Source organism: Salinivibrio proteolyticus (assembly GCF_027286365.1).
GTDB classification, from domain to species: Bacteria; Pseudomonadota; Gammaproteobacteria; order Enterobacterales; family Vibrionaceae; genus Salinivibrio; species Salinivibrio proteolyticus.
Window position 1 is genome coordinate 113,485 of sequence record NZ_CP114585.1, and the last position, 18,381, is coordinate 131,865.

Here is an 18,381-nt window from a genome sequence, read left to right on the forward strand (position 1 = left end):
CCTGCCCGAGTTGGGAAGGACGTGAGTGAGGATACCACTATGTTTAAAGCCATCGATGCTATGCAGCCATCGTTTATCGAGCGTCCGCTAGCGCAGATTTGGTCTGAAATATCGCCACTTTACTGTGTTGATGAAAGTGAATGGCTAACCCAATTGATCCCTCTTGCTGAGCCGTCAGAGACAGAGCGTGAACAAACACGCCGCCAGGCGACCAAGCTCATTGAGCAAGTCCGTGCGGATAAGAAAGCCGTGCAAATGATTGATGCGTTGTTGCTGGAATACAGCTTGGACACACGCGAGGGCATTTTGCTGATGTGTCTAGCAGAAGCACTGATGCGCATTCCTGACGCGCATACCGCTGATGCACTCATCCGTGACAAACTTAGCGTTGCCGATTGGAAAGCACACTTGCGTCATTCTGACTCGCTATTCGTGAATGCCTCAACGTGGGGGCTGATGTTAACGGGCAAAGTGGTCACTTTGGATGAGAGCACCGAAGGAAAACCTGCGTCTGTGATCAATCGTTTAGTGAATAAGCTCTCTGAGCCTGTGATTCGTCAAGCGATGCATCAAGCGATGAAAATCATGGGTCACCAATTTGTGTTGGGCCGTGATATCGACGAGGCGTTAAAAAACGGTGAGACGCCGCGTAGCCAAGGCTTTACCTATTCCTTTGATATGTTGGGAGAAGCGGCCCTAACGGCCGACGATGCGCGCAAGTATCTCAATGATTATTTACAGGCCATTGATGCGGTTGGCGCAGCAAAATCAAGCTACTCAGGACCGTCGCCGTCTGTCTCTATTAAGCTTTCTGCGCTGCATCCACGCTATGAAGTTGCGAATCAAGATCGTGTGATGACAGAAATGTTTGAGACGGTATTGGTCTTGCTTAAACGTGCACGAGAAAAAGATGTCGCCATCACCATCGATGCAGAAGAAGCCGATCGTCTCGAGCTGTCTCTGGCTTTGTTTGAAAAACTTTATCGTGACGATGCCGTTAAAGGGTGGGGCAAGTTTGGTCTCGTCGTGCAAGCTTATTCTAAGCGTGCGTTACCTGTTATCACTTGGCTAGCGGCGCTTGCTAAAGAACAAGGTGATTTGATCCCAATGCGACTGGTGAAAGGTGCGTATTGGGACAGTGAAATCAAACTTTGTCAGCAAACCGGCCATCATGGCTATCCGGTATTTACCCGTAAAGAAGCCACCGATGTGTCCTATTTGGCGTGTGCGCGTTTCTTGCTGAGCGATCACGTGCGTGGCCTCATCTATCCCCAGTTTGCCAGTCATAATGCGCATACTATCGCAGCGATCGCGGCGATGGCGACCCATCAGGATTTTGAATTCCAACGCCTGCATGGCATGGGTGATGCCTTGTATAACCATGCCAAAGGCTTATTTAATAGTGATGTGCGCATTTATGCACCAGTGGGAAGCCACAAAGACTTGCTGCCCTATCTTGTCCGCCGTCTGCTAGAAAACGGTGCCAACAGCTCTTTCGTTCACCGTCTCGTTGATGCCCGTTGCCCTATCGAGGATCTGATTGCCAGCCCTGTCGATATCTTGCGAGGGCATGCGACATTGCACAATGATCGCATTCCGCTGCCGAGTGAGATTTTCGGACCGACCCGTCAAAACTCCCAAGGCGTTGCGACGGATATTGCGTCTGAATGGCAACCATTCATCGATAGCGTTTCGCCCTTTATGGGAGATTACCAATGGCAAGCCGGTCCGATTGTGAATGGCGAACGACCATCAGGTGATAGCCACGCTGTGCATGCTCCTTATGATCGCAACGAAGTGGTAGGGCGTGTGGATTGGGCTACGGCTGAACAGGTTAACCAAGCGCTGGATAATGCGGCGAACGCTTTCCCTGAATGGCAAAAAACCGATGTGAGCGAGCGTGGTAAGTACTTACTTGACCTTGCTGATAAACTAGAAGCGAATTTAGGCGAGTTGGTGGCTATATGTCACCGAGAAGCAGGGAAGACTATTCACGACAGTATCGATGAAGTGCGCGAGGCGGTTGACTTCTTGCGTTACTACCCGCAGCAAGCGATGGAACTCCAGGCGGCTCCGTTTAGTTACCAAGGCTTTGATGGTACCCAACAATCGGTGAGCTACCACGGACGCGGTGTCTTCACTTGTATCAGCCCATGGAACTTCCCATTAGCGATTTTCTTGGGGCAAGTGAGTGCCGCTCTGGTTGCAGGAAATACAGTGGTTGCTAAGCCTGCGGAGCAAACCTCGATCATTGCTTACCGCGCTATCGAGTTGTTGCTTGAAACCGGGATCCCTGCGGGCGTTATTCAACTCTTGCCGGGTAGTGGACCTGTGGTGGGCGCCCCCTTGACGCAAGATGCGCGTATCGCGGGTGTGGCCTTTACGGGCTCGACGCCAACGGCGCAGCGTATTACGCGTACCTTGGCAGAGCGAGATGCCGACCCTGTGCCTGTGGTGGCAGAGACCGGCGGTCAAAATGCCATGATCGTCGACAGCACCGCCTTACCCGAGCAAGTCGTTCGTGATGTATTGCGTTCAGCATTTGCGTCGGCGGGTCAGCGTTGTTCGGCACTTCGCGTGCTTTATATCCAAGAAGATATCGCCGATCGCGTGATTAGCTTGATCAAAGGCGCAATGGCTGAACTGTCTGTTGGACGCCCAGAATTGCTGTCGACGGATGTTGGTCCAGTCATTGACCAGACTGCGAAAGACAAGTTATTCGCGCATATCGAACAAATGAAACGCAGTGGCAAGTTAGTCACGCAAGTTGCGCTCTCTCCTGAGTGTGACCAAGGAACCTTTGTGCCGCCAACGGCCTTTGAGATCCGGAGCATCGATCAGCTCAGTGAAGAGCACTTTGGTCCCATTCTTCACATTGTGCGCTATCGCGCTGAAGAGTTGGACAAGGTGATTGATGACATTAACCGTACGGGCTTTGGCCTGACGATGGGCGTACATAGCCGCAATGAAACCACCTGTGCGCACATTGAACACCGTGCACGTGTTGGCAACTGTTACGTCAATCGTGACCAAGTTGGTGCTGTGGTTGGCGTTCAGCCATTCGGCGGTCGTGGTTTATCAGGCACTGGCCCGAAAGCCGGTGGCCCGCATTACTTGTATCGCTTCACTCAAGCGACGGTGAATGCCCAATAAGTCGGTTGAAAGGACCAGGAGAGAAAAATGAACCAATTAAATAGCATCATTGAGCAATGTGAAGCGGTATGGGAAGACTGGAACGATCAAGGTGTCGCAGGCCGTGTCGCGCTATTGCAGCGCTGGTCTGACACAGTGTCAGCACGAGGTGAAGCCTTTGCAGACGCAGCAAAAATGATTCGATTTCAGTGTGATAGTGCCGAGCGTTTGCTCGATAAAGTACACGAGTTACCTGGCCCAACCGGGGAAACCAACGAGCTGTATACCGTTGGTCGCGGGACGTTTGCTATCACAGGTGATGCGTCGTTGACGCATGTCGCACTGTGTGGGCAGTTAGCGGCTGCGTTGGTGGCAGGTAATTGTGTGGTGGTGAGTGTAGAGGGCACTCACACCGATATGGCGGATGCCGTGTTGGCCGATTTGGTCAAAGCAGGGTGTCCGGACAGGGTGGCCATTCGTGTTGACCTTGATACCAACGCGCCGCTCTTGGCGCATCCCAATATTGTGGGTTTAGCGACGACAGGCACGCTTACACACGTACGTGATGTCAATCGTCAACTTGCACAACGACAGGGTGTGATTGCAGCACTGGTCGCAGAGTCCGATACCCAGCTGTATCCGGTTATCGGCGCGCCTGACTATGTGCTGCGCTTTGTGACCGAGCGCACCCGCACAATTAATATCACTGCTGTAGGTGGTAATGCCACGCTTCTGGAACTCGGCAGTGGTGAACATTAACTTTCCAGAGATGGCCCCGGAAGGGGCCATGTAATTGAGGGACAGATATGATAGACAATAGCTATGCCATCAGTGCCACGTTTCTTGCATATCTCATACTGATGCTTGTCATTGGTATATATGCGTATAAACGTACCTCCGACTCCGAGGATTATTTTCTCGGTGGCCGCTCATTAGGTCCTTGGCCTGCGGCACTGTCGGCCGGTGCGTCAGATATGAGTGGTTGGTTGCTGCTTGGCCTTCCTGGCTATGCCTATGCGGCTGGAATGGAATCACTTTGGTTAGCAGGCGGTTTGCTGTTGGGGACCTACCTCAACTGGCTGATTTGTGCCAAGCGCCTGCGTACGTACAGTATTGAAGTCGACAATGCATTAACATTGCCTGAGTTCTTCTCGCGTCGCTTTGAAGATAAGTCAAAGCTTCTGCAAACGATATCGGCCTTCTTCATTTTACTTTTCTTCCTTTTCTACACCAGTTCAGGCTTGGTGGCGGGTGGTAAACTCTTTACTACCGTCTTTGGCTTTGATTACACCACCGCGGTTGTGATTGGCACGATTTGCGTTGTGTCCTATACCTTGTTTGGTGGTTTCTTAGCCGTCTCTTGGACCGACTTGGTTCAAGGTCTATTAATGGCGGCAGCCCTACTGATTGTGCCCTTTGTTATTATGGATGGCAGTGTCTTCAAACTGGGCAATGATGTGGCCGCGATCAATCCTGAGCTGATGACACTCTGGCGCGATGTTAACGGTGAGCCGCTGACGTGGATTAGCATCATCTCATTAGCTGCTTGGGGCTTGGGCTACTTTGGTCAGCCTCATATCTTGGCCCGTTTCCAAGCGACGCGTTCAAACAAAGACATCACCACAGCGCGTCGCATTGCGGTGGGTTGGTCTGCGTTGTCGATGTTTGGTGCGGTGTTGATCGGTTTGGTCGGGATTTTGTACGTACAAAATGACATGACCGGTGATCTGAAAGACGGCGAGAAAATTTTCATGCTGTTGGTGAATGCTGCTTTCCATCCCGTCATTGCGGGTATTCTGTTAGCTGCTATTTTGGCTGCGATCATGAGTACCGCCGATTCACAGCTACTGGTTTCTTCATCGGCATTGGCAGAGGATTTCTACAAGCAAGTATTCCGTCCTGACGCGTCCACACAAGAAGTGGTGATGGTAGGTCGTGGTGCTGTGATCTTGCTTTCTGCGATTGCACTGGGGCTTGCGATGGATCCAGACAGTTCGGTACTCGGCTTGGTCTCTTATGCGTGGGCAGGCTTTGGTGCTGCCTTCGGTCCGGCCTTGCTCCTGAGCCTTTTCTGGCGTGGAATGAACCGTAACGGTGCACTTGCAGCCATCTTGATTGGTGGTATCACCGTGGTTGTTTGGAAGCAGATGTCGGGTGGCATCTATGATTTGTATGAAATCGTCCCAGGTTTCTTCTTGGCCGGTCTAGGTGCGATCATCATCAGTAAACTGACCGGTGGTCCGAGCGAGTCTGTCTCTAAGCAATTTGAAGGATACGAGAAAAGCCTAGATACCATGGCGTAATCGTTGACGGCATGAGACTGTAATGAATCATGAACCAGGGAGCGTCAAACGCTCCCTTTTTTGATCTCATCGCTTTACAGAGCAGTCGACTCACTCTTGCTTTGGCGGACACAGTTGCGGCCATCGCGTTTCGCTTTGTACAGCGCCTGATCGGCGCGTTTGAGCCCATCGACATAGTCACTGGCTTGCTGATTACCCGCCATGCCAATGCTGACCGTAATCGAGAGCGTGGTGTCAATATCAGACAGGTCTAACGTTGCGATTTGGCGACGCAGGTGGTCAAAATAGCTGAATCCGTCGGCAACGCTGCCAGCAAACAGCAGAGTAAACTCCTCGCCTCCCCAGCGTGCCACATGGCGTAAGTGTTTTTGTTCTTGACTTAAAAACGCGCCAACACGCTGAATAATCAGATCGCCCACTAAGTGGGAGTAATGATCATTAATCCGTTTGAAGTGGTCAATATCCAGAATCGCGACCTGCAATGTCTCGCCCGATTTACGTGCTTGGTCAAAGGCACGGTGCCAATATTCATCAAACGCACGACGATTCGCCAGCCCGGTGAGAGGGTCTTCTTTGGATAACCGCTCAAAGTCATCGGCTTGCGCTTGCAGCGCCTGCGTTTTCTCTTTGACCAGGGCTTTCAGCTGCAATTGCTTTTGTTGTAAGCGTTGAATACGCCATAAAAAGATGCCGTACGCTGCGCTCACAAAAAGAAAAAAGCCAAGTGCGCGTATGTCCGAACGTTGCCACAACGAAGGCTCTAAGGTGAACTGGTAACGCAATACATCGTCACTCCATTTCCCATAAGGGTAGCGAGCACTCACTTTAAAGGTATAAATCCCCGGTGACAGGTTAGTGTATTCCGCATCATGACTCTCGTGCCGGTAGGCCCAATCAAGCTCAAACCCCTCCAACTGGGTGCGATATTGGATTTGTTCTGGCATCGAGTAGCCGAGCGCAGCGTAAGAAAAGAGGACGCGATTGGTACCCGCTGGCGCGATATCATTGGCTTCGGGGTTAATATCTTTACCATCAAATTGGACTTGCTGCATCACAATAGGCAGTGGGCGACTGAGCAATCGCGCAATTCTATCTGGACTCACACTGGCCACGCCTTTGGCGGTTGCAAACAGTAAGGTGCCGTCTGGTGTTATCGTCGCTGCGGGTGACGAGCCGCCATTGGCTTGGTTATTCGCCATGCCATCGCTTTGATCATAATGCTCAAAATCGATGCGTTGGCGCGTACCGTCGGCCACTTGATGCGCTTGTTGATAGTTAATGCGCCAAATACCACGGTTACTCGACAACCAAAAATTATCGCTATCATCTTTGATGATTTGGAAAAATTTATCGATCGGTAGTCCCTGTGGACGACCAACAAGCGCAAGGCTTCCATCGGCTTGCGAGTAACGAATTACGCCTCGGTCGGTTGCCATCCAAACAAATCCCGGCTCAATATAAAAGCCAAAGACATACTGAGCTTGCTCTTGTTGTGAGAGATCAAGTGTGTGGAGTTGACCCGCTTCGATATAGCTGACCCCACGTCCGGTTCCTACCCAGACTTTACCTTGTTCGTCGCTCGCCAGTGCCATGACATAACTGCCGCGCATATCGCTATTCTGACTATCATAAAGCTGGGCTAGGGTCCCCTGATTGAGCTTTGCCAATCCGCGAGGAGTACCAACCCATAAGGTGTTATCAGGCCTTTCTAAAATCGCTCGGACTTCATCATCGGGCAAGTGGCCATTGATGCCGCGCGGCGTATGCAGTGAGCCGTTTTGCCAAACCTGAAGTCCATGCTGATAGGTTCCCACCCAGAGTCCACCTTGACGGCGATGGGCAAGACTGAGCACCGACACATTATCTGTTAGTATTCGAGCACTACCATGCTGTGTATCTATCTGGCTAAGCCCCTCACTCGCGCCTACCCAAACGTGATGGTCTTGGCCTGCTAAGACGGTACGCACGTAATTTCCTGCCAACCCTTGGTCTGCGGTCAGGGTGACAAAGGGGGCATAGCGTAAACGCATGACCCCGCCGTTAGTGCCAATCCAAATACTGCCTTCGCTGTCTTCAAACCAAGATAAAATGCGATTGTTCGGCAGCCCTCGATGATTGTCGAGAAAGTCGAGTTCGCCATCGCTCAGGTGGGCGACGCCACGGCTCAGCGTGCCAAACCAATAAGCCCCCTGACTGTCTTGTTCTACCAGAGTGACGGCTTGGTTAAGCAAGGCGCCATCGAGAGGTGTCCACCGCTGTTGTTGATAGCGCCAAGCGCCATGCTCAGAGCCGACGAGAAGAGCACCATCGTTAGCCGTGGCGACGTAGAATACTTTTTCGAACAGGTTATGATGAGAGATGGGCGTGGCACCCTGCTGCGCCGACAAGAGATAAACCCCTTTCTCTGTGGCGGCATAGATGTGCTTGTTGGGCGCTAACGCGAGACGATAACTACTGATTGTCTCGATAAAGTGTGTGGGTTGGGGAGTAGGCATTTGCAACTGTTCAGACGAGTAATAGACAACGCCCATGCCTTCGATAGCGAGCCAGAGGCCGCCGTCAGGGTCACGCAGAATATCGTTCACTAAACTGGGTGCAGTCGGTAAAGCGTGCCATGAAAACCCTTGTCGCATCACCACACTGCCGCGTGCGCCACCCGCGTAGAGTTCATTTTTGGGACCAACCGCGAGTGCGCGGGTGCCGGAATCTTGCATTTGGGTTTTGGGGCCACGATCGAAAAGAACAAACTCTAGCCCGTTATAACGGGCAATACCTTCCCACGTTGCGAACCACAGGTAGCCATCTGTGGTTTGTTCAATCGCGTTAATGCTATTGTGAGGCAGGCCACTTGCAGAGGTCCACGTTTCGATAAAATAATCGGATAGCTGGTTATCATCGGCGTGACTTGGGGTCATCAAGCCGAGAGAAACGAATAGCCAACTACACACGAAAAGTGTGAATGTATGGCATGGTCTAATCCTTGATAAAGCCTGCTTAATCCGTTGGCACATCTTTTGTTCTTGTTTGCAATTCCAAGTAGACTGGCGATTCTATCTTAACCTGTGTCTAGTTCTGGCACCTTGAGGTCAGGTTTTAATAGGCAAGTTGAGAAAGATCACATAAGAAACGCAAACCTTGGCTAGGCGTATTAATTCAATGATGCAGTTTATGGCGATCCGCCAGCAACTCTTAGAGCAAATCAACAGTGGTCAACTCGACCCCGGGCAAAAGCTGCCGTCAGAGCGGCAGTTAGCGGAAGCCTTCCACACGACGCGCGTCACTTTGCGTGAAGCACTCGCGGTTTTAGAAGCAGAAGGGCGTATCTACCGGCTTGATCGGCGAGGTTGGTTTATTGCGCCGAATCCTTGGCGGTATAACCCCAGTGACTTGATAGACTGGACGACTGATTTCGCCGCACAAGGCGGACAGTTTGCTATTCAAAAAGAAACGACGACGCTAGCCAGTGCAGAAATGAGCCAACAGATGCACTTGCCACCCTTTAGTGCGATCTATCAAGCAGAAGGCGTTGTCTCTTCAGTGGGCGTACCTGTGGGGTATGTTCGCACTTACTTACAACCTGACTATTACCCACAACATCAGCAGCAGACGATGAGTGAGAAATTGTCTGCCAATGTAACCATTCATCAATGTCACTGGACCAGCCGTTGGGAAGCCTTAGAAGGGGCGCCGATGGCGGCACTCAATGTAGCGGTTGGTACACCCGCATTGAAATTGGAGCGGCATTGGTTGATTGAGCGCGCGGGTCAATTACAGGCCATTCGTGTCGACGAAGAATGGTGGCGCCAACATGCAATTGCGCTGAGCAGCCATTCACGGTGAGATCGCCACATACGCCTTTGAAAACAATTGCCTAAGCCCTTCGGCTGAATATTCACGGTGCACCAATGGGTGGGTTGTGGTGAGCGCGTTTGGGTTGGCGTTAAAGTGTATGGTGCGCATGTTGGCGTTAATACCCGCTTGAATGCCGCGATTGGTATCATCAATAAAAATGCACTGTTGAGACGGGCATGCCATATTCATGGCTGCATAATGAAGCAAGTCTGGTGCAGGTTTCCAGCTGTTGGTATCAAAGGCGCTAAAGAGTCGGTTTTCAAAATAAGGCATTAAGCCGGTGAGGGTTAAGGCATGCGCCATCTTTTCGGTTGGCCCATTGGAGGCAACACACATCTCGATGCCTTGGGAGGCCAGTGTTTTTAGCACTTCTTCAATGCCTGCAGTGGGCTGTAAAGATTGTTCAAACAGCTGGTGGCATAAGGTACGGTACCTGGGTTCTAATTGGTCGATAGGGAGTTGCACGGCGTAGCGCTCACAGGTTTGGCGCAACACGTCGGTGAGTTTGCCACCCTCAAAATGATCCAATGATTCTTGCAAGTCAATTGCCACGCCGAAAGACGCAAATGTAGCGACTAAGGCTTGGTGAGACAGTTGCTCTGAATCAACCAAGGTGCCATCGCAGTCAAAAATAACGCAGGCAATTGGTTCATCTAAACTAAAGTGCTCCATAGTGGCTCCCTTGTGTGCCTCGCTTTATCGTTAGCGCTGAGTTGAAAATCAACAAGTCAGCGTCCCTTGAAATGCTAACTCTGTCTTGCAATCTGTATTAATTCGTTATCAAAATTGGTCAGGGATCGACTTTTAATCGACAAGGAACCACAAGGACATGGACTATCAACACCAATGGATAAACGGGAATGTGATTACACTCCCAGTCGGACAGGTTTATTGTGTCGGGCGAAATTACGTGGCGCATGCGGCAGAGCTCAATAATCCGCTTCCAGAACAACCGGTGATTTTTATCAAGCCGCCAAGCACGATCCAACCGCTCGGTCACTTACTGACGTTGGCAGAGAAGTTTGCGCCGGTGCATTTTGAAACCGAGCTGGCAGTTCTGATCACCCAGCCGTTATATGAGGCAACACCGTCGGAGGTACAATCAGGTCTGGGGGCCATGGCGTTGGGACTGGATTTAACACGACGTGACCAACAAAGTTACCTAAAAGCAAAGGGGCTGCCTTGGGAGAGGGCAAAGGCATTTGCGGGCAGCGCGCTGATAACCCCCTTTGTGGCAACCCCAGAGAACTGGGACGATGTTTTCTTTTCACTGGCGATTAATGGCGAAATCCGACAGCAAGGCCATACGGCAAACATGCTGACATCAGTAGTGCTACTTATTGCACATATAAGTGATACCTTCCCGCTACGTCCTGGGGATGTGGTGTTTACTGGCACCCCTGAAGGGGTTGGTCCCCTTGCTAATGGGGACGAGTTAACCTTGCGTTTAGGGGAGTGCGATTTGGGTGAAACGCGCGTCGTTTATGCGTCTTCGTCAGTGGATAACCACGGAAACAACGCGGCTCGCTGAGAGGCAGTGAGTGCAGAGACACAGGCGATATTGCGCGCCGGAATCGCCTCTGGATCCTGACCGTAATGTGCAAGTGCTCGCGACATACTGTCTTCACGGATCAAGTGAAAGCACGGATAAGGCGCACGATTGGTGAGGTTCTCTGCATCATCAGGTTCACAACCATCAAAGCAATATTGCGGATGAAAGCTGGCGAGCTGGAAAGTCCCTCGCCAACCAAAATGGTCGATAAGATTCTCGGCCATCGACAGCACATCAAGATAATGTTCAAAATCATGGAGTGCGTTCGGGACGACGAGAACGGTCGTGTCTGTGATCGCCGGATCCGTCTGTGCCAAGTCGGTGAGTGCTTGGTATACGGCCTCGAGAATATCTGCATCGTCACACGCGGTGCAGATATCTATTTTGATTTGTTGATTTCGGCGCGGTTTGGCAGCAAAGGGACACAGGTTTAACCCGATAACCACTTCATCTAACCACGCCGCGATACGAGATTCTACCGTTTTCATCGCGAGCATCTTTAGTCTATTGGCCCGCTATGGTAGCCGCTTATTCAGTGAATTGTTAGCTTTTTTGAGGCGATAACTGATACGCCTTGGTTCCCCATAATGGGACGGTCGACAAGCTATGCTTAAAGCTGCCAGAGGTTTCTTTGGTGGAATAGGACAGGTACATCAAAGTTTGGTTTTTGGCATCGTAAATACGACGGATCTTCATAGACTTAAAGAAGATACTTTTTGATTTACGGAACACCACTTCACCAGAGTCGCTTTTATCAATTTTTGCGATCATCTCGGGCGTAATCTCACCGGTTTGTCGACAAGAGATCGCACTGTCGCTGGGATCAGCAAAGCTGAGGTCGGCTTCTACCGAGGCGACATGGCAGGTGACGCCGGTAACGATAGGATCAACCAAGTGATTGAGTTTGATATCTTTCATGGTGAACATGCCTAAACTCACATCGCCCACCTCGCTGTTATCACAGCCGGATAACATCACACTAAATGCCACGAGGCAAAGTACTTTTTTCATAACTGTTTTGTGTTTTGCCTGAATAAATGTTGGCAAATAGTCTAACACAGTCTGGTTTCTGTGTGTTTTTACGCCAAATGAATAAGGTGGGAAATGATGACTTACTCTCGAAATTGTGCGTCACCATCTTTACTGGATAGCGATTTGGGTTCAAAGGTGAGGAGCACATCAGCCGCGTTACAGTAGCTACCGGTTTCCGCAAAGGCCTCTCGTGCCGCCGCAATTTTTCGCTCAGCAATACGGCGCACTTTTTTGTCGTTGTCCTGATCGCTAAATGTCATCTGCTGATTGAACATCTCGCGACTAAAAGTGGTTTTACAAATAGACTCGTTTTTTTCGGTCACTACTTGGCCCGTGTTAGCTGGGGTATCGGACTCGGGTTGGGCATACACACAAAATGATAACAACGCCAACAAGGCGAAAAACGACTTAGCCATATATGAGTTCCTCAATCTATTCACACTAATAATAGCATTAAGCCGGGATGTCGACTATCGCCGACATGGTCGTCTAGCTAGCTCATCAGTTTGGTGTTTAAGCAAACATAAAAAAAGCGACCCGTTGGCCGCTTACATTTTGTGTCGCGTATTCCGCTTAGGTTTATTGCGGTTACAGCGAAAGGTCGTTCTCAGATACAGGGTGAGATAATTGCGTCTCGCCAATCGTTTGGGCGCGACGTGCTTCAAACCAATAGCCGAGTGCCGCGAGCCAAATCATGGCATACGCCATCAGCTCAGTGCTTTCTTCCGCAATGCTTTTCACATCACGCACGTAGTTGGCGCCCATCGCTTGCTCCCAAAGCACGCCCATGCCAAACAAACGCGAGTAAACGAGTAACAGCGCTAAGGCGACCATCAGTACGGGAGCGAATTTAGATGTGACGATCCTTGCCAGACTCTCAGCTGTTTCACGCCAGTTTTTGGCTGCTGGCCAGAGAGCGAGTGCCGTGACGGTGAGCGCCGGGATTTTCCAAAAACCGTGGAAAACCATGTCTAATGTTGCATCAAGCTCACGGATCATCAGGACTAAGAAAAAGGCGCTCATTAGCGACGCTGCCGAGCTGTATGCGCAATGTACATGGGCGATTCGTCGAAAAGTAAATACGGACGCGGCGAGTAATATAAGCTGGGAAAGCTCAATCAGTGACGCCTCAGAGGCAACGTTATGGGCGGCGACACTGTAATGAATAATGCCAGCGATAGCCGCAAAATAAAGCGCAATGGCTAGGAATTGCCCGGCACCATAAAACACGGTCCGAACGGGGGATGAAACCTGTGCCAATTTCATATCAACCTCAGATGCTCGAATACAAATAGTCCGTCCGATGGGGAACGCTAGCGGCACAACTGTGACGTTAGTCTCATTAATTTGTCCGTCGCAACGGATATTACGGCGGGATTCATAAAATCGCAATAATTATGTGATCAAAGTCACTTTTTGTTCAGGGTGTAGACAGGTGATGAGCGTTATTTACAGTGTAAATAGTGTTATGTTGCCAAGGCTCACTCGCGAGAAAAGAGTAAGGAGGACATTAAATAATTGTTTTATATCAGCATTATCAGGAATAACGATCGCTTTGTTTCTAGTGTTTTTATACACTGGCGTTAAATTCGTTGGACAAGGATAAAGCTGATGAAAACGCTTAAAGCGAGTTGCCTGTGCGGAAAAATACACCTCTCTTTCCCGGATGAGTTTCTTTATATGGGGAATTGCCATTGCTCTGAGTGCCGCAAATTTACTGGCGCTGATTATTCATCCGTGGGTGGCATTGAAAAGAGTAAAGTGGCTATTGTGTCGGGCGCGTCAGATATCCGCTATTACCCCAAAAGTGACGAAACCGAACTCGCTTTTTGCGCGCACTGTGGGGCGAGTTTGTTTTCACACAAAGTGAAGAAAGGGCTTTTCAATATTCGGCTTGGCATCCTCGATACGGCACCGCGCCATGCCCCGGACTTTCACATTCATATCGCGTCCAAAGCGCCTTGGCACTCGCCCAATGAAGCGTTGAAACAATTCGAACATGGACCTGACTGATGGGAGAGACTATGCAACTGTTAGTGCGTCCACTGACGAGCCACGATCGAGAGGCGTTGCTCGCGTTTGAACAGGTTAATCGAACCTATTTTGAAACCTTCGTTGATAGTCGCGGTGACGCTTTTTATAGTCTTGACGGAGTTGCTGAGCATATTGAGTCACTGCTTATGCTTCACGCGCAAAACGAACATATCCCCATGCTGATTACTGATGCGAGCCAAGCCATTATTGGTCGCGTTAATATCAGCCAAATTGATGCGGTATCAGGGACAGGGTCGTTAGGCTATCGCATTGCTGAGGAGCAAACTGGGAAAGGTGTGGCCTCTCGTGCGGTCAAATATGCGTTAGATGTTGCACGTGAGTATGGGCTAAATACACTGCATGCGCTGGCTGCGACCACCAATATTGCTTCTCAAACCGTACTAACACGCAATGGCTTTGTTGAGTGTGGCACGGTATCGAATATCGCCCGTGTCGCTGGGCACAATATCGATGGTGTCTGTTACCAAAAGGCGCTGGATTGATTTTAACCGTACTTACTCGTCCTCAATGCGGCAGATTGCATCTGCTCGAGCTGGGGATGCGGGCCGAGGATTTGCTGTGGTAGCGGATGAGGTACGTGCGCTGGCACAAAAAACCACCGCATCGGCGTCAGAAATCAGTGGCCTCATTGATGAAACCCGTACACTCGTCGAGCGGTTGTCGCAATTTAGTGCCAACAAAGCGAGTTGATGACTAGCATCAATACCGTCTTCAATGCCATCATTAGGGATAAACAATGACAGTAAACAGCGGCACACCCATGGCCGCTTTTTCAAAAAGGAAACATGATGGCTGATTTGAACGCACTAAGCTTGTATCACAAAGAACACTGCCCATTTTGTCATAAAGTTCGTGCGGTGATGGCGGAGTTAAAGCTCGATATCCCGCTGGTGGATATGAATTCGAATGCACAAGAGTGGCAGCGCCTACAAACCGAAGGCGGCAAAGGCATGGTACCTTGTCTGCGTATCGACCAAGGCGGTGAGACGCACTGGATGTATGAGTCAGACGATATCATTGAGTACTTGCGCGACAACTTCGCGTAAGTTGCTGGCTTGATACTGAAAGGGACATCGCTTGGGTGATGTCCCCTTCATTCGTTGTGCAATCACTCGATGCCAATGCCTCCACCTTCTTCAACACCCTGTGTGATTTGTCAGCATCAACGCCCGCTGACGTTCCATCACCTGATCCCGAAAACCTGCCATAACAATAAGTGGTTTACCAAACGCTTTTCCCGCGCCTACATGCGCGAGCATGGTCTCTGGGTATGCCGACGTTGCCACGCCTTTATCCATCGTCAATTCAGTGAAAAGCAGTTAGGCCGCTCCTACCACACACTTGATCTGTTGCTCGCAGAACCTGTTATCCAAGATTATGTGACTTGGGCTCGAAAACAGCGATCTTGATGATTTCCTGACAATCTCCTCTAGTCGTTTGTCGACAATATAGTGTTTCTCGACAATACAATCTGGCTTCAAAAATGCCGATTTAGATATGACAACCATGTTGACTCATCGTTAATCTGACCGTAAAGCAACTTCTTGCCTCGCCGAGCAAAAACTTGCTTGTGGCGTGCAAAAAATTGGTCAGTGAGAGAGTAACGTGTTGAATTTTAGGGCTAAAAAAGCTGGCATGCATTTCGCTATATGGGATGGCGAACAGAGGCACCGACTGGACAGCCTCTTCCATTAATAAGAAAGGAGCGATTATGCCAACGCCATGTTATATCTCGATTGAAGGTGAAACTCAGGGTTTGATTACTGCCGGTGCCTGCACTGCGGATTCTATCGGTGATGCTTTTGTTGAAGGCCACGAAGACGAGATGCTGGTACAACAGTTTGACCACAACGTGACGGTACCGACTGACCCTCAGTCAGGTCAGCCATCAGGCCAACGTGTGCACAAGCCATTTAAATTCACCGTTGCACTCAACAAAGCGGTGCCGTTGCTTTATAACGCACTGGCGTCAGGCGAGAAGATGTCAACGGTTGAGCTGAAGTGGTACCGCACCTCGATTGAAGGTAAACAAGAAAACTTCTTTACCACCAAGCTGGAAAGTGCCTCGATTGTGGACATTCACTGCGAGATGCCCCATTGCCAAGACCCGGCGAAGTCAGACTTCACCCAAAACCTGACCGTGTCGATGTCTTACCGCAAAGTGACCTGGGACCACGTCAACGCAGGCACCTCAGGCTCGGACGACTGGCGCAAGCCTATCGAAGCCTAATCTTTCATGGCGACATGAAGACACAAACAGCCTGCCTTTACGGGCGGGCTGTGGTGCGTTGAGCCAGACGGCAGGGTCTGGCTGAACGTATCAGGGTAAACAAGCAGGGCGAAGGATACACAGATGGCGACATTGCAAATAGCGTTAACCGTGGCGGGGCTGGACCCGCAACCGTTCGTGGTGGTGGACTACCAAGGGGACGAGTGCCTCTCTCACCAAGCTGGCCTGAATGGCAATCCGGTGTATGGGTTCCAGTATGAGGTGGCCTTGGCGAGCCGCCATACCGACATCACGCCAGAGCAAGTGGTCGATAAGCCGGTGCAGCTGACACTGTGGCGTAATGGCGAGCTGGTCAAACGGGTGCAGGGTATCGCCAGTGCCTTTAGCCAAGGTGACATTGGTCATCACTTTACCCGCTACCGCTTAACCTTGGTGCCCGCCCTGTATCGCCTGTCGCTTCGCCAAAACAGTCGTACCTTCCAGCACCAAACCGTGCCGACTATTCTAGAAACCCTGCTCACGGAAATGGGGGTGACGGAGGTTAACTTCTCGCTAACCCGTGACTATGCCGAGCGCGAATACTGTGTACAGTACCGTGAAAGTGACTTGGCGTTCTTCCACCGCTTAGCGGCAGAAGAAGGCTTGGTGTATCACCATGAGCACGATGCCAACACCCATACCCTGATAGTGACCGATGCGCCAGATAGCTTGCCCCAGCTTGACAGTCCTGTGCCCTATAATGCTGTCAGCGGCGGTCGTACCGATACCCCGTACATCTATGGCCTGACACGCCACACCGCGGCACGCCCTAGTCACACGGCCTTAAAGGACTACAGCTTTAAAAAGCCAAGCTATAGCTTCCAACAAGCGGCGCAAGCCGATGGCATTGATTACCAGCGTACCGACAGCTACGAGCACTTTGATTTCCCGGGCCGTTTTAAAGACGACGCGACTGGACAGGCGTTTAACCAAACCCGCTTAGAATACTTGCGCCGCGAGGCCGAGCATGCCAACGGGCAAAGCAATGAGCCGGCATTACGCGCGGGCTATCGCTTTACCATCAGCGACTATCTGGATGAGAGCGTGAACCAAGCGTGGCAAGTGGTGCGGGTGCATCATCAAGGCAGCCAACCACAAGCACTGGAAGAAGAGGGCGGCCAAGGCGCCACCACCTACAACAACCAGTTTATGCTTATTCCTGCCACTACCCCGTGGCGTGCAACCCCGACGCCCAAACCTCAAGTGGATGGCCCTATGATAGGCACCGTGGTGGGACCGGGTGGCGAAGAAATCTTTTGTGATGAACACGGGCGAGTGAAAGTCCACTTCCCGTGGGACCGTTATTCCAACGGCGATGACAAAAGCAGCTGTTGGATACGGGTGGCCCAAGGCTGGGCAGGCAGCCAATATGGCATGATGGCCATTCCCCGCATTGGCCATGAAGTGATTGTGTCCTTCTTACACGGTGACCCGGACCAACCGATTATCACCGGCCGCACCTATCATGCGACCAATGTGCCGCCCTATACCTTGCCCGCTAACAAAACCAAGACGGTTTGGCGCAGTGAGAGTCATCAAGGCGAGGGGTACAACGAGCTCACGTTCGAAGACCAATCGGGCAGTGAGCAAGTGTATTTACACGCGCAAAAAGACTGGCACACCGAGGTAGAAAATGACCGCGTGACCGAGATTGGTCATGACAATCACCATCAGGTACACAACGACCAATTTCATCGTGTGATGGGCAATGCGCATCATACCGTGGAGGGAGAGAGTCGCCAGTACACTCAACAAGACCAAACCCTGATTGTCGACGGCTCGCTGCATGTTAAAGCTGGCCAAGTGTGGGTGAATGACGCCAGCAATGAAATTCATATCAAAGCCGGTCAAAAAGCGGTGATTGAGGCGGGGAGTAGCATCACCGTCAAAGCCGGCGGCAGTTTTGTCAGCATTAATGGCGGCGGTGTCCACCTTGTAGGCCCTGCGATTAACCTCAACTCAGGCGGCAGCCCCGGTGCAGGCAGTGGCTATGCCGGCAAAGTCGCTGCTCTCCCGTTTGGGGTGGAGTCGCCAGAGAGTCCCGATCCTTTACCCCTGCAGCTTTCGCCAGCGACCTTAAAAGTGGCATCGGTGTCAAACCTTCCTGTGCTGAAATTGTGTCAACGACAATTCGATGGTTCATGCCCTCGTCAAGATTGTCCGTGTTTGCAGGAGGAGGGATAAGA

At 51.0% G+C, this 18,381-nt stretch carries 17 protein-coding genes and 1 pseudogene; 11 read left to right on the forward strand and 7 right to left on the reverse strand.

Annotation, left to right across the window (positions count from 1 at the left end):
• Window positions 1–39: 39 nt before the first annotated feature.
• Genes putA through putP form a run of 3 tightly spaced genes read left to right on the forward strand, consistent with a single transcriptional unit; the run spans window position 40 to window position 5,435 of the window.
• The gene (gene putA / locus N7E60_RS14525; RefSeq protein ID WP_269598874.1) at window positions 40–3,153 is read left to right on the forward strand and encodes a bifunctional proline dehydrogenase/L-glutamate gamma-semialdehyde dehydrogenase PutA; all 3,114 of its coding nucleotides are present in this window, start codon (window positions 40–42) and stop codon (window positions 3,151–3,153) included.
• Between the two features lie 27 nt (window positions 3,154–3,180).
• A complete protein-coding gene (locus N7E60_RS14530) occupies window positions 3,181–3,891 on the forward strand; it encodes an aldehyde dehydrogenase family protein (protein ID WP_269598875.1) in 711 nt (236 codons plus the stop codon).
• 47 nt (window positions 3,892–3,938) lie between these two features.
• Window positions 3,939–5,435, forward strand: a complete 1,497-nt coding sequence (putP, locus tag N7E60_RS14535) for a sodium/proline symporter PutP (RefSeq protein ID WP_077454837.1) — start codon at window positions 3,939–3,941, stop codon at window positions 5,433–5,435.
• 74 nt (window positions 5,436–5,509) lie between these two features.
• On the opposite strand, the gene N7E60_RS14540 is transcribed toward putP, so the two are convergent.
• The gene (locus tag N7E60_RS14540) at window positions 5,510–8,383 is read right to left on the reverse strand and encodes a ligand-binding sensor domain-containing protein (RefSeq protein WP_269598876.1); all 2,874 of its coding nucleotides are present in this window, start codon (window positions 8,381–8,383) and stop codon (window positions 5,510–5,512) included.
• Between the two features lie 208 nt (window positions 8,384–8,591).
• On the opposite strand from N7E60_RS14540, the gene N7E60_RS14545 reads away from it, so the two are divergent.
• Window positions 8,592–9,275 carry a GntR family transcriptional regulator gene (locus tag N7E60_RS14545; RefSeq protein ID WP_077454836.1) on the forward strand — a complete coding sequence of 228 codons (684 nt, stop codon included), beginning with the start codon at window positions 8,592–8,594 and terminating at the stop codon, window positions 9,273–9,275.
• Here the strand turns inward: N7E60_RS14545 and N7E60_RS14550 are convergent.
• A complete protein-coding gene (locus N7E60_RS14550; protein ID WP_269598877.1) occupies window positions 9,267–9,959 on the reverse strand; it encodes an HAD-IA family hydrolase in 693 nt (230 codons plus the stop codon). The genes N7E60_RS14545 and N7E60_RS14550 overlap by 9 nt on opposite strands.
• A gap of 157 nt (window positions 9,960–10,116) precedes the next feature.
• Between N7E60_RS14550 and N7E60_RS14555 the strand changes: the two genes are divergently transcribed.
• On the forward strand, window positions 10,117–10,818 hold the full coding sequence (locus N7E60_RS14555; RefSeq protein ID WP_269598878.1) for a fumarylacetoacetate hydrolase family protein: 702 nt from the start codon (window positions 10,117–10,119) through the stop codon (window positions 10,816–10,818).
• Here the strand turns inward: N7E60_RS14555 and N7E60_RS14560 are convergent.
• The 4 genes from N7E60_RS14560 to N7E60_RS14575 all read right to left on the reverse strand — a co-directional run bounded on the left by N7E60_RS14560 (window position 10,770) and on the right by N7E60_RS14575 (window position 13,137).
• Window positions 10,770–11,336, reverse strand: coding sequence for a DUF1415 domain-containing protein (locus tag N7E60_RS14560; protein ID WP_254659639.1), 567 nt, complete (start codon window positions 11,334–11,336; stop codon window positions 10,770–10,772). The genes N7E60_RS14555 and N7E60_RS14560 overlap by 49 nt on opposite strands.
• 46 nt (window positions 11,337–11,382) lie before the next feature.
• Window positions 11,383–11,850 carry a CreA family protein gene (locus tag N7E60_RS14565; RefSeq protein WP_269598879.1) on the reverse strand — a complete coding sequence of 156 codons (468 nt, stop codon included), beginning with the start codon at window positions 11,848–11,850 and terminating at the stop codon, window positions 11,383–11,385.
• A gap of 101 nt (window positions 11,851–11,951) precedes the next feature.
• Entirely contained in the window at window positions 11,952–12,287 is a 336-nt protein-coding gene (locus tag N7E60_RS14570) for a hypothetical protein (RefSeq protein ID WP_069586787.1), read from the reverse strand.
• Between the two features lie 172 nt (window positions 12,288–12,459).
• Window positions 12,460–13,137, reverse strand: a complete 678-nt coding sequence (locus tag N7E60_RS14575; protein ID WP_269598880.1) for a hypothetical protein — start codon at window positions 13,135–13,137, stop codon at window positions 12,460–12,462.
• A 345-nt stretch (window positions 13,138–13,482) separates the two neighbouring features.
• Here N7E60_RS14575 and N7E60_RS14580 point away from each other — a divergent pair, with 345 nt between their 5' ends.
• The 4 genes and pseudogenes from N7E60_RS14580 (at window position 13,483) to N7E60_RS14595 (ending at window position 14,972) form a co-directional block, all read left to right on the forward strand.
• Window positions 13,483–13,884 carry a GFA family protein gene (locus N7E60_RS14580; protein ID WP_069586789.1) on the forward strand — a complete coding sequence of 134 codons (402 nt, stop codon included), beginning with the start codon at window positions 13,483–13,485 and terminating at the stop codon, window positions 13,882–13,884.
• Window positions 13,885–13,895: 11 nt separating this feature from the next.
• Complete coding sequence (locus N7E60_RS14585; RefSeq protein WP_069586790.1) at window positions 13,896–14,408, forward strand: GNAT family N-acetyltransferase; 513 nt, start codon at window positions 13,896–13,898, stop codon at window positions 14,406–14,408.
• A gap of 12 nt (window positions 14,409–14,420) precedes the next feature.
• A pseudogene (locus N7E60_RS14590) lies at window positions 14,421–14,616 on the forward strand (methyl-accepting chemotaxis protein); the annotation flags it as partial.
• A gap of 95 nt (window positions 14,617–14,711) precedes the next feature.
• Complete coding sequence (locus N7E60_RS14595; protein WP_269598881.1) at window positions 14,712–14,972, forward strand: glutathione S-transferase N-terminal domain-containing protein; 261 nt, start codon at window positions 14,712–14,714, stop codon at window positions 14,970–14,972.
• Between the two features lie 90 nt (window positions 14,973–15,062).
• On the opposite strand, the gene N7E60_RS14600 is transcribed toward N7E60_RS14595, so the two are convergent.
• Entirely contained in the window at window positions 15,063–15,224 is a 162-nt protein-coding gene (locus N7E60_RS14600) for a hypothetical protein (protein WP_269598882.1), read from the reverse strand.
• A 413-nt stretch (window positions 15,225–15,637) separates the two neighbouring features.
• On the opposite strand from N7E60_RS14600, the gene hcp-2 reads away from it, so the two are divergent.
• Window positions 15,638–16,156: a type VI secretion system effector Hcp-2 gene (hcp-2, locus tag N7E60_RS14605; RefSeq protein WP_077579355.1), complete on the forward strand. Its 519-nt coding sequence runs from the start codon at window positions 15,638–15,640 to the stop codon at window positions 16,154–16,156.
• A gap of 123 nt (window positions 16,157–16,279) precedes the next feature.
• Window positions 16,280–18,379 (forward strand): type VI secretion system Vgr family protein, encoded by a 2,100-nt coding sequence (gene tssI, locus N7E60_RS14610; RefSeq protein ID WP_269598883.1) that lies wholly within the window; start codon window positions 16,280–16,282, stop codon window positions 18,377–18,379.
• The last annotated feature ends 2 nt before the right edge of the window (window positions 18,380–18,381 follow it).

Coding starts and splice junctions, on each gene's coding strand:
- N7E60_RS14600 (WP_269598882.1), bottom strand. CDS start 15,224: ATGGATAAAGGCGTGGCAACGTCGGCATACCCAGAGACCATGCTCGCG.
- N7E60_RS14575 (WP_269598880.1), bottom strand. CDS start 13,137: ATGAAATTGGCACAGGTTTCATCCCCCGTTCGGACCGTGTTTTATGGT.
- N7E60_RS14565 (WP_269598879.1), bottom strand. CDS start 11,850: ATGAAAAAAGTACTTTGCCTCGTGGCATTTAGTGTGATGTTATCCGGC.
- N7E60_RS14570 (WP_069586787.1), bottom strand. CDS start 12,287: ATGGCTAAGTCGTTTTTCGCCTTGTTGGCGTTGTTATCATTTTGTGTG.
- putA (WP_269598874.1), top strand. CDS start 40: ATGTTTAAAGCCATCGATGCTATGCAGCCATCGTTTATCGAGCGTCCG.
- N7E60_RS14550 (WP_269598877.1), bottom strand. CDS start 9,959: ATGGAGCACTTTAGTTTAGATGAACCAATTGCCTGCGTTATTTTTGAC.
- N7E60_RS14580 (WP_069586789.1), top strand. CDS start 13,483: ATGAAAACGCTTAAAGCGAGTTGCCTGTGCGGAAAAATACACCTCTCT.
- N7E60_RS14585 (WP_069586790.1), top strand. CDS start 13,896: ATGCAACTGTTAGTGCGTCCACTGACGAGCCACGATCGAGAGGCGTTG.
- N7E60_RS14595 (WP_269598881.1), top strand. CDS start 14,712: ATGATGGCTGATTTGAACGCACTAAGCTTGTATCACAAAGAACACTGC.
- N7E60_RS14545 (WP_077454836.1), top strand. CDS start 8,592: ATGATGCAGTTTATGGCGATCCGCCAGCAACTCTTAGAGCAAATCAAC.
- N7E60_RS14560 (WP_254659639.1), bottom strand. CDS start 11,336: ATGCTCGCGATGAAAACGGTAGAATCTCGTATCGCGGCGTGGTTAGAT.
- putP (WP_077454837.1), top strand. CDS start 3,939: ATGATAGACAATAGCTATGCCATCAGTGCCACGTTTCTTGCATATCTC.
- tssI (WP_269598883.1), top strand. CDS start 16,280: ATGGCGACATTGCAAATAGCGTTAACCGTGGCGGGGCTGGACCCGCAA.
- N7E60_RS14530 (WP_269598875.1), top strand. CDS start 3,181: ATGAACCAATTAAATAGCATCATTGAGCAATGTGAAGCGGTATGGGAA.
- N7E60_RS14555 (WP_269598878.1), top strand. CDS start 10,117: ATGGACTATCAACACCAATGGATAAACGGGAATGTGATTACACTCCCA.
- hcp-2 (WP_077579355.1), top strand. CDS start 15,638: ATGCCAACGCCATGTTATATCTCGATTGAAGGTGAAACTCAGGGTTTG.